Source organism: Deltaproteobacteria bacterium (genome assembly GCA_019308995.1).
GTDB lineage: Bacteria > Desulfobacterota > Desulfarculia > Adiutricales > JAFDHD01 > JAFDHD01.
Map to the genome: position 1 here is coordinate 25,903 of JAFDHD010000002.1, position 13,765 is coordinate 39,667.

Genomic DNA, 13,765 nt, shown 5'->3' on the forward strand with positions numbered 1-13,765 from the left:
TTTAATTAAAGCAACCGCTTACCCGACACGCCATGCTGCGATGCGCGTGGATGATGTCTAAAAAAATGCCCGGAAACCATCAGAAGCCTTTAATATCGCTTTTTTCCGATGTTTTCCGGGCTGTGCGACCAGGATCAGCTTTCCAGCCAGGCTTCGCGCAGGGCTTGTTCGGGCCAGAAATATTTATTGGGATCTACGTTTTTGAGTTTATCCGTCCATCCCCACCCATATATTGGCGACAAGTAAGGCAGGATTTCGGCCTGATCCTGTATTCTCAATACTGCTTTTTTAAACAGGTCTCTTCTCTTCTTAAAATCATCTTCAGCTGCCACTTGATCAAGGAGCTTATCCAATACTGGATCTTTTAAACCAGTTACCGGGGCATATCCGTTGTAAGGTTTTTCTTGATCTGTATGAAGCCAGTCGAAAATTGGTTTCATGGGGTCCTCAAATCCCAACGAATAGTGAAGAATGTGATAGTTCATGCTCGTCAGCCGGCCCCAGTACTGCAGCCCCATTTCAGTGATGATCTTGATGCGAAGACCGGCCGGAGCGGCCATCTGCTGCACCACCTGGGCCACCATGCTCTGTTTGCCGAAAGTCGTGGTAATATAGAAGTTCACATCCACGCCGTTGGGATACCCTGCTTCTTTTAATAATTGCCTGGCTTTCTCAATATCCCGTTTACGGTAAGAAATATCGGAATATCCCCAGGGAGAAACTTGCGGGTTGAACGGCTGGCCCAGCGGCACCGCCAGATCCCCCCAGACCGCCTTGGCCAGTTTCTCCCGATCGAGGCAGTAATCCAGTGCCTGCCGCACCCGAACATCCTTGAATGGTGAGCCGCCTTTCGTATCATGGCAATTCAAATAAAGCGTGTACGGGCTCATTTTATAGGGGGTCGTATAAAAGCATAATCCTTCTTTTTTATCGCAAAAAACCTGGCTTGTCTTTTGGCCTTTCAGTTTTCTGGAGAGATAATTGGCTTCAAGCATAATGGCGAATTGTACGTTTCCGGCCCTCAGGGCCAGGGTTCGGGGTGTTTCCTGGGTAATGACGTTATAGATGACACGATCCAGATAAGGCAATCCTTTAACGCGGTAATCCTTGAAGGCATCGTAAACGGCCCGGTATTTTTGCTTATACTCGGCGAGTATAAAGGGACCGGTTCCCGGAGGGCCGGCGGTGGGCGGGGTAAACGTCTTGGTCTGGCCCCAAATCACGCCCTTTGGCACGCAGTCCTTGGGCAGAATCGGCGCGTTTACCCAGGCGTTGGCCATGAGAAAGCCGCCGTACGACTGCGTGAGGTTGGCCACAAAGGTATATTTGTCCGGGGTTTCCATGGAATCCAAAAACATGGTGAGAATTCCTCTCCCATGCGCGAGGTTTGCCGGATCCTGGATCCGCTGGTAATTCCATTTGATATCCTCGGAGTCAAGCTCCTTGCCGTTATGAAACTTCACCCCTTTTTTCAGATGAAAGACGTAACGCTTGCCGTTGTTCTCAATTTCCCAGCTTTCGGCCAGCATGGGCTTTACATCGCCCACGGCAGCTATGCTTTTTTCCTGGATAGCTTTCAGCCGATCCCCCATGGAGGTGGGTTGCGTTAAGCCTTCATAAACCAGGCTCATATGGCGCCGCGCCCAGCCGCCACCCCATCTATGTGGATCAGGGGTCTGGATCAACCACCCAATGCAGGCATTCACGGTGCCGCCCCTTTTGGGCTCAGCAGCCACTGCTGAAATTGGAGACAAAGAAATAGCAGCAGTACCAGCAACCGATAATTCAATAAATTCCCTTCGGTTTAATCCTTTCGTTTCCTTGGTCATGGTAACCTCTCCTTTTTGCAAGCATTTTGGTTCAGAATTCTGGCTAAGCTCATGGTTCAAGTAATCGTCGGTAACATCGTCCCGGATGATTGAATCAGAGCCTCCAAAATCAGGATTAAGCTGTGCATTAAAAGTTGACTGAATTGACAAGAAACTATATTTTGACCGGACGGCGTATAAAAATTCCCTTTATAGCGCCGACGAAACATTATGCGGAATTATGGGGTAGGCGCCGCGAATTCCTTTCTTCACGCCCTCCGACATCCCTCTTAACCTGAAAAATTCAGCGTGAGAGGCCTGTAGTGCCTCGACAAGAGACGTTTTTAACCGATTAAACCGATTAAATCGATTAAATCACATTTTACAATTTTGAGGCATAGTAATCCATTCTATCACCCGTTGTCAAGGGAATTTTCACAAGATGTTTAAGCAACGTCAATATGTCCCCATAAGTGCAACATAAAATGTCCCCTTTTAGGGTTATTGGTTTATAGTCCGATCGGCCGAGCCGTCAAGGCCAAGCCCTTCGCAGTACTTTCCGGGGGAGGTGGATTTTGTGTCACCGCGGCAGAAGCCTGCTCCAGAATAGGCCTGGAGCTTCCGGTCATGAGCGTTGACGCTCAGGCTGAAATCTTAAAGCAGATGAACTCCTTTGCCCCGCCGCCGGTCAACCCCATTGATCTGATCGCGCTCAAGGGCGCTGAGGCTTATGTCAAGATCATGGAGATCGTCGCCCGCCAGGAATACATTGACGGACTGATCATCTCTTATGGCTACGGCCGTTTTGACCGGACGGCCAGTTCGCGAAGCATGATCAGCCGGTTGAAACAAACCGAAGCCGTGGCCACCATCCCGGACCGGTTCAACAAACCTTTAATCATCGTCAATGAAACGTTGAAATCAGGTCCGATTTATGAGATTTACAAGAGACATCACGTCCCGTTCCTGGACAGCCCGCTTGACTGCGCCAAGGCCATGCACGGCCTGGTGAAGTACCAGGAGCAAAAGAACCGCTGAAAAATCCCCGGGCTCATTCCAAGGGCCGGTTTCCTCGGAGAAGCGACAAGGAATGCCTGTTAAGCTGATCTCTCAAGCGCTTGGTAAGGTCTTTTACGGGTGGTGGATCGTTTTAGCGTCGAGCATCATCTGCCTGCTGGGCTACGGGCTGGGGCTGTATTCGTTTGGCGTCTTTTTCAAACCGATGATGAATGAGTTTGGCTGGACGCGCGCCATGACCTCAGGGGCATATTCCTTGAGGAGCATCCAGGGCGGTATCTTTTCACCAGTGCTCGGCTGGGCCACGGATAAGTATGGGCCGCGTATCATTATCTTTTGTGGGGCCTTTGTTCTCGGACTCAGCTTTATCATGATGTACTTTATCCGGTCCCTTCTGGGATTCTATCTGGTGTATGGCATTCTGGTCTCGCTGGGCATGAGCGCCATGCTGTATCTGCCGACCATGACCGCCATCTCCAACTGGTTTGTGCGCAAGCCGTCACGGGCCCTTTCGGTCCTGGCCATTGGCGCCGGTGTGGGCGGTTTCGTCTGCGCGCCTGCCGCCGCTTTGCTCATCAAGTATCTGGGCTGGCGTCTCTCTTTCGTGGTGGCAGGTATCATCATCTGGACGGTTTGCCTGCCTCTGTCTCTGGTAGTAAGACATCGGCCGCAGGACATGGGACTCAGATCGGATGGAGACCCTCCTGAGACTGAGCCGTGTTCAATGAAGAATATTTCCAATGAATCTCCGGGAAGGGATTGGACGCTTAAGGAAGCCCTTTTATCGAAATCCTACTGGCTCCTTTTGACCGCTTTCGTCCTTTCGGGCATGGGTCATTCCGTCATTACAGTCCACGTTGTGCCTGCCTTGACAGATGCAGGATTTTCACCTGAAAAAGCCGCCTTTTCCCTGGGCCTCATGGTTCTGATCAGCATTGCAGGAAGGCTTACATTCGGATGGCTCGGAGATTTTTTTGATAAACGCTATCTTTTTCTGGTGACATATTTACTTCAGGCGGCAGGCATCTTCATCCTGATAGGCGCGCGGCATATGAGTTTGGTATACCTCTTCGTTGTTGTATTTGGCGTTGGTTTTGGAGGCGGTATCCCTCTGGACCCGGCCATCCGGGCAGAATATTTTGGACGGGCGGCTTTTGCGAAGATCGGCGGATTCATGGCGCCGATGTTTATGATCGCCGGAGTTACCGGCCCTCTGCTGGCCGGTTACGTCTTTGACCTCACCGGCACCTACAGCCTGATCTTTGCCGCCATGGCGGTGCTCCAAATCATGGCCGCCGTGGTGATCCTGTTCGCCCGTCCTTCAGAAAGCCCTGAAAGACGAGAGGCGATGGAGGCGGTCTAAGCGAATATTTTGATAGACCTGTTTGCGATCTGGAAACCCGTGGGATTTTCTGATTAGCTTGGAATTTATCTCATTTTTAATCAACGCGGCCTTTATTCCATCTTTTCGATCCGTTCAAAATCGGAGCTTTCACATTAAATCGCTTAAACACTGATTAAACAATCCCTAAACATTCTGAAAATTAAATTAAAAGGTTGCTTAATAATTAAAAATAAATTACAGGCATCGGAGATTACCTGGTTTGGTTCGTCCTTATATTATATTTGACCACCTCTTTATCTAATAGGAGCTGGAGGAGCGATCATGAGTGAGAAAAATATTGTTTATCCCTATGTGCCGAACTCGGTGAAGGAGATTAAGGCCGAGATGCTCAGGGAAGTGGGCTTGGACGATGTGAAGGCCCTTTTCGCCGACATTCCCGAGCATTTGCAATTTCAGGGTAAACTAAACCTGCCGCAGCCGATCCTGGATGAGTATTCGATTAAAAGACATATGGAGGGGCTGCTCAACAAGAATAAAAACTGTTCAGAATATTTGAATTTTTTAGGCGCCGGGTGTGCGCAGCATTTCGTGCCCGCGGTTTGCGATGAGATCAACGGCCGGGGGGAATTTTTGACCGCCTACTCGGGCGGCACCTATGCCGACCATGGGAAGTATCAGGCCCTCTTCGAATACGCCAGCCTGATGGCCGAACTGCTGGACATGGATCATTTGAGCTCGGTTCTTTATGATGGCGCGCAGGCCGCGGCGACATCCTTACGCATGGCCTCGAGAATGACCGGCCGGAATGAGGTCCTTCTCTCCCGGTCCATGAACCCCGAGGTTTTGATGGTCGTGCAGAACTACCTCCAAGGCATTCGCGAGCCGCTGCTTAATATCAAGATGATTGATTTTGACCCTCAAACCGGGCTGCTTGATATGAACGACTTGGAATCGAAAATCTCCCCGGAAACCGCGGCCGTGTTCCTTGAAAATCCAAACTATTTCGGTTTGATCGAAGCCGACGCCGAAGCAATCGCCAAGATCGCCCGTGAAAGCGGAGCCGAGTTCATCGTGTATACCGACCCGATCTCTCTGGGGGCGATCGCTCCTCCGGCTCAGTACGGCGCGACCATTGCCTGCGGCGACATCCACAGCCTTGGGATGCACATGCAAAGCGGCGGCGGGCAGGCCGGGTTCATCGCGGTACACGACGATATGAGGTACATCGCAGAATTTAAGGACCTGATGTTCGGCCTGACCAAAACCTCTGAGGAGGGCGAGTATGGATTCGGATATGTCATGCCTCATCTGTCTTCCTACGCCACTCGCGAACAAGGCAAGGAGTACACGGGTACCAACTGCGCCCTCTGGGCCATTACCGCCGCAGTGTATCTTTCCCTAATGGGCCCCAAGGGGATGACGGAGATTGGCCAGGCAATCATGCAGAAAGCCCAATATGCAGCTAAAGGAATCTCAGAACTCAAGGGGATCGAGCTGGCTTTCAGCTCACCCTTTTTTAAAGAATTCTTGGTCAAATTCGATGGAACCGGAAAAACCGTGAGCCAGATTAACAAGGCCCTGCTTAAGTTAAGGATTTTCGGCGGGAAAGACATCTCTGGTGAATTCCCTGAACTCGGCCAGTGTGCTCTTTTCTGCGTCACAGAGATCATGACCAGGGAAGATATTGATAGTCTGGTTACTGCCTTGGAAGGCGCGGTGAACTAGTCGGATTGTAAGGCGCGAAAGTTTTGAAAGACGGCTTGAAATAAAAAAGGAGAAAAAAGATGCCGCGAGATAAAGAGACCCTGCTGCGGAAGTTCCATCAAGCTAAATGGGATGAACAGATCATCTTCGAGATGAGCGTCCCTGGCGAAAGAGGGATCCTGGTGCCGCAGGCCGGGGAGGAGATTAGCGCCATCATTGGCGATGGGCTGTCCGTAATTCCCGACCAGCTCAGAAGAAAGACCCCGCCCGCGCTGCCCGAGGTGGCCCAGGCGCGCGTCCTGAGGCATTTTATGCGGCTCTCTCAGGAAACCATGGGAGCGGACGTAAATATTGATATTGGAGAAGGAACCTGCACCATGAAGTACAGCCCCAAGGTTCAGGAGCACCTGGCGGCCAGACATCCGGGTATGACCGCCATCCATCCTTTGCAGGACGACGAGACGATGCAGGGCATCCTGGAGATTTACTACAGGCTGGAACAGTTTCTAAAAGAGATTTCCGGGCTTGACTACTTCTGCTTTCAGCCCGGCGGAGGTAGCCAGGCCGTCTTTCTGAACGCATGCCTTGTCAGAGCATATCACGCCGACCGGGGCGATCACGAGCGCGACGAGATCATTACCACCATCTTTTCGCATCCGGTAAACGCCGCCGCGCCGGCCACGGCCGGGTACAAGGTCATCACCCTCATGCCGGACGAGAACGGGTACCCGACCCTGGAGGCCTTGAAAGAGGCCCTGTCTGAACGGACGGCCGGGATTTTTATCACCAACCCTGAAGATACCGGCATTTACAATCCTGAGATTGCTGAATTCGTTAAGGCGGCCCACGATGCTGGCGCCTTGTGTTCCTACGATCAGGCCAATGCCAACGGCTTACTCGGCGTTACCCGGGCCAGGGAAGCCGGATTCGATCTTTGTCATTTTAACCTTCACAAAACCTTCTCCGCCCCACACGGCTGCATGGGTCCGGCCATGGGCGCTGTCGGTGTGAGGTCGGAGCTGGCCGGGTTTCTGCCTGTGCCTCGCGTCGAGTTTGACGGCCAGGGATATTACTTGGACTATAATCGCCCCCAAAGCATCGGGCGGGTGAGGTCCTTCTTTGGCAACACCCCGCTCGCCTTGAAGACCTACACCTGGATCATGCAGCATGGGGCTGAGGGCTTACGGGAGGTCGCCGAGTGCGCTGTGCTGAATAACAACTACATGGATAAGAAGATCAGGGAAATCCCGGGGGTGGTTGTTTATTACGCCAAAGATGAACGCAGACTGGAACAGGTTCGATACTCCTGGGAAAAACTGAAAGAAGACACCGGTGTGGACACCGAAGACGTTGAACGCCGGATGGCTGATTACGGGTTGCAGCATTATTTCACCAGCCATCACCCGCAGGTGGTGCCAGAACCGTTTACGCCGGAACCCTGCGATTCCTATTCAAAGGATGACATTGACGAGTTTGTAGCGGTGCTGCGTCAAATTTCCAGGGAGGCTTATGAAGAGCCGGACTTGGTCAAGAACGCGCCGCACCATTCCACTATCCATATGGTTCAGAATCCGCTTATCTTTGAACTGGAAAAAATCGCCACCACCTGGCGGCAGGCAAAAAAGAAAGGACTGGTCTAGCCAGGTTGGACAAACAGGTAAGGGAGCCCTCTCCTTTAAAAGCTTATGAAAAAATTGGGCGTCATCGTCAATCCGATTGCTGGCCTGGGCGGCCGCGTCGGACTCAAAGGAAGCGACAGCCTTGACATTATAAACAAGGCCAGGCAGATGGGAGCGCGGCCGGAGTCTCCCCGGCGCACGGTCGAAGCGCTCAAATTAATCTTAAAACAAAAAAACCAGACCCAGGTCATCACATACCCTGCTGAAATGGGTGAGGAAGAATGTCTCGCGGCTGGCTTTGAACCAGAGGTGATCGGGTCCATCATCAGTGGAGGCACCACCCCTGAAGACACGCAAACCGCGGCCCGGGAAATGGCTTGCGCCGGTGTGAGCCTCATCCTTTTTGCCGGCGGGGACGGGACGGCTCGGAATATCTATGACGCTATCGGGGATAAGGTTCCCGTGCTTGGCATACCTGCCGGTGTGAAGATTCATTCCGCAGTCTACGCCGTAACACCCCGGAACGCCGGGGAAGTGGCGGCCATGTTCCTGCAAGGCAGACTGAAAAAACTGCGGGAGGCAGAGGTCATGGATATTGATGAGCAAGCCTTCCGGGAGGGCGTCGTTTCAGCCAGGCTCTATGGATACCTGCGCGTGCCTGAAGAGAGCCGGTATATTCAGCACGCAAAATCCAGAGGCGCTCTGTCCGGGGAGGAGACCCTGCAGGGAATAGCGGCGGATGTTATCGCTGGCATGAAGGAGGATGACAGCTACTATATCATCGGACCGGGCACCACCACCAGGGCCGTCATGGAACGTTTAGGGCTTAAGAATACGCTGCTTGGAGTTGACGTTGTCCGCAGGCGTGCGCTGGTGGCGAGCGATGTTTCTGAAAATCAACTGCTGGATATCGTAAAAGATCACCAGGCCAAGATTATCGTGACGGTCATTGGCGGCCAGGGCTATCTGTTCGGGCGTGGCAACCAGCAGATCAGCCCGCGTGTGATTCAGCAAGTGGGGAAAAAGAATATTGTGATTATCGCCACAAAAGAAAAACTGATCTCTCTATCAGGTCGGCCGCTGCTGGTGGACACCGGCGATGAGGAGCTGAACAAACAGCTCAGCAGCTACATGAGAGTGACCACCGGGTTCAAAGATTATGTCATGTACAGGGTGGGATACTGAAGCCGCACGGCGCGCCTGGAGCGACAATGCAAAAAGATACCCAAAAAACGCTCCTCTATGACTGGCACATCTCCAGAGGGGCCAGCATGGGGAACTTTGGCGGCTATGACATGCCCCTCTGGTACCCTGCGGGCGCTAAAAATGAACACCTGGCCGTCCTCTTCAGCGCGGGCCTCTTCGACACCAGCCATATGGCCGCGGTCACGGCCGCCGGACCCGACGCCTTTGAACTGCTGCAGCGATGCTTCACCAGGGACCTGAGCCGTTATGTCAATAAAGATGAAAGTCCCTCAGCCGCAAGAAGCTGTGCCTATGGTGTGTTTTTGAACCAGGCCGGAGAAGTGATTGACGACGCCATCGTATACCCCCTGAACCCCCAAACCTTTATGATCGTCGTTAATGCTGGCATGGGCGGGAAGATCGCCCGGCATTTATCGGACCATCTGGAGGGGGGTGACGTCCGGATAACCGACCTGACCGGTCAACTGGGTAAATTAGACGTCCAGGGCCCCATGGCTGGCAAAGTCTTAGTCAGGATTCTAAAGGAGCCTCAAAAAGTGCTTGAAGATATGGCCTACTTTAAATACAAAGGCCATTATGATAAGGTTTCCCCTTCCGCTGAGATGGTTCTTTTAACCGACGGCACCCCGATCCTGCTTTCCCGCACCGGGTATACCGGAGAATTCGGGTTTGAAATCTTTATCGAATTTGAACATTTGGCGCCTTGTTGGGAAATGATCATCAAAGCCGGAGAACCGTTTGAAATGAGACCTTGCGGCCTGGCGGCCCGGGATTCACTCAGAGCCGGGGCCATGCTTCCTCTTTCCCATCAGGATATCGGCCCCTGGCTGTTTGTCAATAATCCGTGGACGTTTGCCTTGCCTTATAACGCCGACTTCACGGATTTCACCAAGCGTTTCATTGGTGACACGGCTCTTAAAAGAGCCGTTAAGGCGGAGTACACCTATGCCTTTGCGGGGTACGATCCCCGTAAGGTTTCGGTTCATGACCCGGCCCTGGTGCTGGATTTGGAAGACGATGAGTTAGGTCTGGTCATGACATGCGTTACGGACACGGCCATCGGAAGGATCAGGGGCCGGATATACAGCGTTGCCTCTCCCGACCTTCCGGGCGACGCCGTATTGCGGGGTTTAAGTTGCGGGTTTGTGAGGGTCAAAACCCGGCTGGATTATGGTCAAATGGTCAAGCTCAAAGATAGGCGGCGGGAGATAACGGTTGAAATCGTGGATGATATTCGCCCGAATCGCACCGCCAACAAACCTATCAGCGAAATGTTACCAGGATAGGGAGCAGGTTATGAAAGAAATTGACGAATTAGATTTGCCAGATGACGTGCGCTATACCGAGGAACATGAATGGGTCAGACATACAGGCGACAAGGTCCGGGTTGGCATCAGCGATTATGCCCAGGACCAGCTGGGTGACATTGTCTTTGTGGAGCTGCCCGAGGTGGGCGATACGTTTCATCAAGGGGAAGAGTTCGGGACTGTGGAGTCAACGAAGACTGTCACTGAGCTGTATATGCCTCTCAGCGGTGAGGTTCTGGCTGTCAATAGCGCCTTGGAGGATGTTCCGGAAAACGTGAACGAACATCCTTATGAGGAAGGCTGGATGATCGAGGCTGCGCCGAGCGAACCGGGAGAATGGGAGTATCTCCTGACCAGGGAAGATTATCTGGACATATTAAAGGAGATGGAGTAAATGCGGTTTCTGCCTCACACTGATGAAGATATCGCCTCCATGCTTGATTTAGTGGGTCTGAGCGGCCTGGAGGATCTTTTTGCGATGATCCCGGAGGATTGCCGCCGTCCCAGTGATCTCAGCCTGCCTCAGCCCCTGACCGAATGGGAATTACAGGACCTGATGATGGAGTCCTCCGGCCTGATGGCCGTGCGGCCGGAGTACAAGGTTTTTATCGGGGCCGGGAGCTACGAGCATTTTATCCCGGCGTCGGTGACCCATCTCGCGGGCCGTTCCGAGTTCGTGACGCCGTACACCCCGTACCAGCCGGAAATGAGTCAGGGCACGCTTCAGGCGATTTACGAGTATCAGACGCTGGTAGCCCGTTTGCTGGGCCTGGAGGTGGCCAATGCCTCCCTGTATGACGGCGCCTCCGCCCTGGCCGAGGCGATACTAATGGCTGTTCGAATAACCGGACGGAAAAAGGTCGCTCTTTCAAGCCTGGTTCATCCCCTGTATCGGGAAGTCGTTCAAACCTACCTCAAGCCAGTCGGTCACAGCGTATTGGAACTTCCTTATCTGGAAAACGGTTTAACCGACCTTTCGAAACTGGAGGGAGCCGAAAATCTGGCAGCGGTCGCGCTCCAATCCCCCAATTTTTTCGGATGCATCGAGAATCTTCAGACCGCGGGGGAACTGGCGCACCAAGGAGGCGCTCTTTTCATTACCTGCTTTACCGAACCAATGGCTTACGGGCTTTTGAAAAATCCAGGATGCCAGGGGGCGGATATTGCGTGCGGAGAGGGACAAAGTTTCGGCATCCCTGAGTCCTACGGCGGCCCGGGGCTGGGGATATTCACCACTAAAATGAAATACGTGCGCAACATGCCCGGCCGGCTGGTGGGTCGGACGTCGGATGCCGAAGGCAGACAGGGGTTTGTCCTCACCCTGGCTACCCGGGAGCAGCACATCCGCCGCGAAAAAGCGACCTCCAACATCTGCACCAACAGCAGCCTCTGCGCCCTCACGGCGGCTATCTACCTGGCTTCGGCCGGAGGGGCCGGTCTGCGGGAGCTGGCTGAATTGAACCATGACAAGGCCGAGTATCTCAAGCGTGAATTGAAAAAGGCCGGATGCGTTATCAGCTTTGAAAGCCCGACCTTCAACGAGTTCGTGGTGAAATACCCGGATAACTTTGAAGCCGCGCATGATGGCCTGCTTCGGAAAAAAATTGTGCCCGGCCTGTCCCTGGCGCCTTACTTTCCGGAGCTTAAGGGTCACTACCTGTTGTGCGTTACCGAAACCAAGAGCAAGACGGACATGGACGCTCTGGTAGGGGAGGTGGCGTCATGAAAGAACTTCCAGGAACCACGGGTCTGCTGATTAACGAGCCGTTACTCTGGGAAAAAGGAAGAGCGGGAAGATGCGGGTTTTCTTTTCCCCGGCGCGATGTCGAGCCTGCCTCTCTGGACGAAGCGCTCATCGGCCAGGTTCCCGACCTGCCCGGCCTGAGCGAGGTGGATGTGGTCCGTCATTATACCCGGCTCTCCCAGTGGAACTTCTGCGTGGACACCGGCATGTACCCCCTTGGTTCATGCACCATGAAATACAACCCCAAAATCAATGAAAAGATGGCGCGTTTAACCGGCTTTGCCACTGCGCATCCGCTGCTTCCAGGCCGATGCTCCCAGGGGGCGATGCGGCTGATGTTTGAACTCGAACGTCTCCTGGCGGAGATAACCGGTATGAACGCCGTAACCCTGCAGCCTGCGGCCGGGGCACAGGGGGAGCTGACCGGCATGCTCATTATTCATGCTTTTCATGAAAAAAACGGCCAGGGTCGGTCGAAAATCATCATCCCGGATACGGCCCATGGCACCAACCCTGCCAGCGCGGCCCTGTGCGGCTTTCGCGCCGTGCCCGTTAAGTCCAACGAACAGGGAATCCTGACCCCGGAAACGATCGCTTCCGTCATGAACGAGGATACGGCCGGAATCATGGTCACCAATCCCAATACCCTCGGCCTTTTTGAAGAGAACATCAAACAGATCGCCGAAATCGTCCATTTAAGAGGCGGGCTGGTATACTGTGACGGCGCGAACCTGAACGCGGTCATGGGAATCGTGGACATGGGCGCTATGGGGGTGGACCTCCTCCATCTGAATCTCCACAAGACCTTTTCAACGCCTCATGGTGGAGGCGGGCCCGGTTCCGGGCCGTTATGCGTCAACAAACAGCTCGAGCCCTTCCTCCCCGTGCCTCGACCGGTCCAGGAAAACGGAAGCTTTCGCCTCTCCGAAGACTTCCCGGATACCATCGGCAGGATGCACGCCTTTTATGGCAATTTCGGCGTCATGATCAAGGCCTACAGCTATATCAGGAGCCTGGGTCCTGACAACCTTAAAAAAGCCAGCCAGCTCGCCGTCTTGAACGCCAACTATGTCAAGGAAAGCCTGAAGGGGGTGTTCCACCTGCCTTTTGATCGCCCCTGTATGCATGAATGCGTCTTTACGGATCAGTTCCAAAGGGCCTTCAAGGTTTCGACCCTGGACATGGTCAAACGCCTGATGGACTATGGCTTTCACCCGCCCACGGTCTACTTTCCGCTGGTGGTGAACGGCGCGATTATGATCGAGCCCACGGAAACAGAATCCAAAGAGGACCTGGACCTTTTTATTGAAGCCTGCAAGGCCATTGTGAGCGAGGCGGAAGAGAAGGCGCCTCTTCTGCATGAAGCGCCTCATAAATGCATAAGAGGCAGGCTGGATGAAACCAAAGCCGCCAGGCAGCCGTGTCTTACAGGTTGAGGGGTTTAAGAAGAGGGGAAAGCAAGAATGAAAGAATTTGCGATTTTGTTTTTATTGGGACCGGACCGGCCGGGAATCGTGGATGAGGTTTCCACCTTCCTTTTCGCGCGCCAGGCAAACATTGAGGACAGCCGCATGGCGATCATGGGCGGATGCTTTTCCATCATGACGCTCATCTCATGCACCAAGAGGCAGCTGGAGACGATCAAGGCGGAATTGGGCCAGCTTGAGAATCTGGGGTTTGAAGTTTCAATCCATGAGGCCAAAGACCCGGAAGACCTTCCCGCGCTGGCAGAACTGCCTTTGAAGCTTGAACTAAAGGCCATGGATCACCCGGGTATCATGCAAAAAGTAGTTCATATTCTGCACGAACATAACATCAATATTCAATCCTTGAACACAAGGGTCACCAGGGCCCCGCTCTCGGGATCGCCCCTGTTCAATCTGATTCTGGAAGCAGGCGTCCCGGCTGAAGAATTCATGGCCGCCATTAAGGAGGAGCTGACAGGCCTGGCCGCGGAGATGAACCTTGATCTGAGTTTTAAAACATGAGGTCTTCAGCCCGGCCAAATCATTTGG

Annotated in this window: 11 protein-coding genes; 10 read left to right on the forward strand and 1 reads right to left on the reverse strand. The window is 53.3% G+C overall.

All coding sequences use genetic code 11. From position 1 onward, the window contains the following. Window positions 1-134 precede the first annotated feature (134 nt). The gene (locus JRI95_00740) at window positions 135-1,829 is read right to left on the reverse strand and encodes an ABC transporter substrate-binding protein (GenBank protein MBW2060068.1); all 1,695 of its coding nucleotides are present in this window, start codon (window positions 1,827-1,829) and stop codon (window positions 135-137) included. A 483-nt stretch (window positions 1,830-2,312) separates the two neighbouring features. On the opposite strand from JRI95_00740, the gene JRI95_00745 reads away from it, so the two are divergent. The 10 genes from JRI95_00745 (at window position 2,313) to JRI95_00790 (ending at window position 13,738) form a co-directional block, all read left to right on the forward strand. Next, window positions 2,313-2,846 (forward strand): hypothetical protein, encoded by a 534-nt coding sequence (locus tag JRI95_00745; protein MBW2060069.1) that lies wholly within the window; start codon window positions 2,313-2,315, stop codon window positions 2,844-2,846. 52 nt (window positions 2,847-2,898) lie between these two features. After that, entirely contained in the window at window positions 2,899-4,188 is a 1,290-nt protein-coding gene (locus tag JRI95_00750) for an MFS transporter (protein ID MBW2060070.1), read from the forward strand. A 303-nt stretch (window positions 4,189-4,491) separates the two neighbouring features. Further along, a complete protein-coding gene (gcvPA, locus tag JRI95_00755) occupies window positions 4,492-5,895 on the forward strand; it encodes an aminomethyl-transferring glycine dehydrogenase subunit GcvPA (protein ID MBW2060071.1) in 1,404 nt (467 codons plus the stop codon). Between the two features lie 59 nt (window positions 5,896-5,954). Continuing rightward, entirely contained in the window at window positions 5,955-7,514 is a 1,560-nt protein-coding gene (gcvPB, locus tag JRI95_00760) for an aminomethyl-transferring glycine dehydrogenase subunit GcvPB (GenBank protein MBW2060072.1), read from the forward strand. Window positions 7,515-7,559: 45 nt separating this feature from the next. Further along, window positions 7,560-8,678 carry an ATP-NAD kinase family protein gene (locus JRI95_00765; protein MBW2060073.1) on the forward strand — a complete coding sequence of 373 codons (1,119 nt, stop codon included), beginning with the start codon at window positions 7,560-7,562 and terminating at the stop codon, window positions 8,676-8,678. A 26-nt stretch (window positions 8,679-8,704) separates the two neighbouring features. Next, a complete protein-coding gene (locus JRI95_00770; GenBank protein MBW2060074.1) occupies window positions 8,705-9,985 on the forward strand; it encodes an aminomethyl transferase family protein in 1,281 nt (426 codons plus the stop codon). Between the two features lie 10 nt (window positions 9,986-9,995). After that, window positions 9,996-10,400 (forward strand): glycine cleavage system protein GcvH, encoded by a 405-nt coding sequence (gene gcvH, locus JRI95_00775; protein ID MBW2060075.1) that lies wholly within the window; start codon window positions 9,996-9,998, stop codon window positions 10,398-10,400. Continuing rightward, window positions 10,401-11,732: an aminomethyl-transferring glycine dehydrogenase subunit GcvPA gene (gcvPA, locus tag JRI95_00780; protein MBW2060076.1), complete on the forward strand. Its 1,332-nt coding sequence runs from the start codon at window positions 10,401-10,403 to the stop codon at window positions 11,730-11,732. Further along, the gene (gcvPB, locus tag JRI95_00785) at window positions 11,729-13,186 is read left to right on the forward strand and encodes an aminomethyl-transferring glycine dehydrogenase subunit GcvPB (GenBank protein ID MBW2060077.1); all 1,458 of its coding nucleotides are present in this window, start codon (window positions 11,729-11,731) and stop codon (window positions 13,184-13,186) included. Before gcvPA (JRI95_00780) ends, gcvPB (JRI95_00785) begins: the two co-directional genes overlap by 4 nt. 27 nt (window positions 13,187-13,213) lie before the next feature. Continuing rightward, window positions 13,214-13,738, forward strand: a complete 525-nt coding sequence (locus JRI95_00790; protein ID MBW2060078.1) for an ACT domain-containing protein — start codon at window positions 13,214-13,216, stop codon at window positions 13,736-13,738. Window positions 13,739-13,765: the final 27 nt, after the last annotated feature.

Bases quoted from the DNA above. Each gene is read 5' to 3' on its own strand.
- gcvH (MBW2060075.1), top strand. From the start codon at position 9,996: ATGAAAGAAATTGACGAATTAGATTTGCCAGATGACGTGCGCTATACC.
- JRI95_00750 (MBW2060070.1), top strand. From the start codon at position 2,899: ATGCCTGTTAAGCTGATCTCTCAAGCGCTTGGTAAGGTCTTTTACGGG.
- JRI95_00770 (MBW2060074.1), top strand. From the start codon at position 8,705: ATGCAAAAAGATACCCAAAAAACGCTCCTCTATGACTGGCACATCTCC.
- gcvPB (MBW2060077.1), top strand. From the start codon at position 11,729: ATGAAAGAACTTCCAGGAACCACGGGTCTGCTGATTAACGAGCCGTTA.
- JRI95_00765 (MBW2060073.1), top strand. From the start codon at position 7,560: ATGAAAAAATTGGGCGTCATCGTCAATCCGATTGCTGGCCTGGGCGGC.
- gcvPA (MBW2060071.1), top strand. From the start codon at position 4,492: ATGAGTGAGAAAAATATTGTTTATCCCTATGTGCCGAACTCGGTGAAG.
- gcvPB (MBW2060072.1), top strand. From the start codon at position 5,955: ATGCCGCGAGATAAAGAGACCCTGCTGCGGAAGTTCCATCAAGCTAAA.
- JRI95_00790 (MBW2060078.1), top strand. From the start codon at position 13,214: ATGAAAGAATTTGCGATTTTGTTTTTATTGGGACCGGACCGGCCGGGA.
- gcvPA (MBW2060076.1), top strand. From the start codon at position 10,401: ATGCGGTTTCTGCCTCACACTGATGAAGATATCGCCTCCATGCTTGAT.
- JRI95_00740 (MBW2060068.1), bottom strand. From the start codon at position 1,829: ATGACCAAGGAAACGAAAGGATTAAACCGAAGGGAATTTATTGAATTA.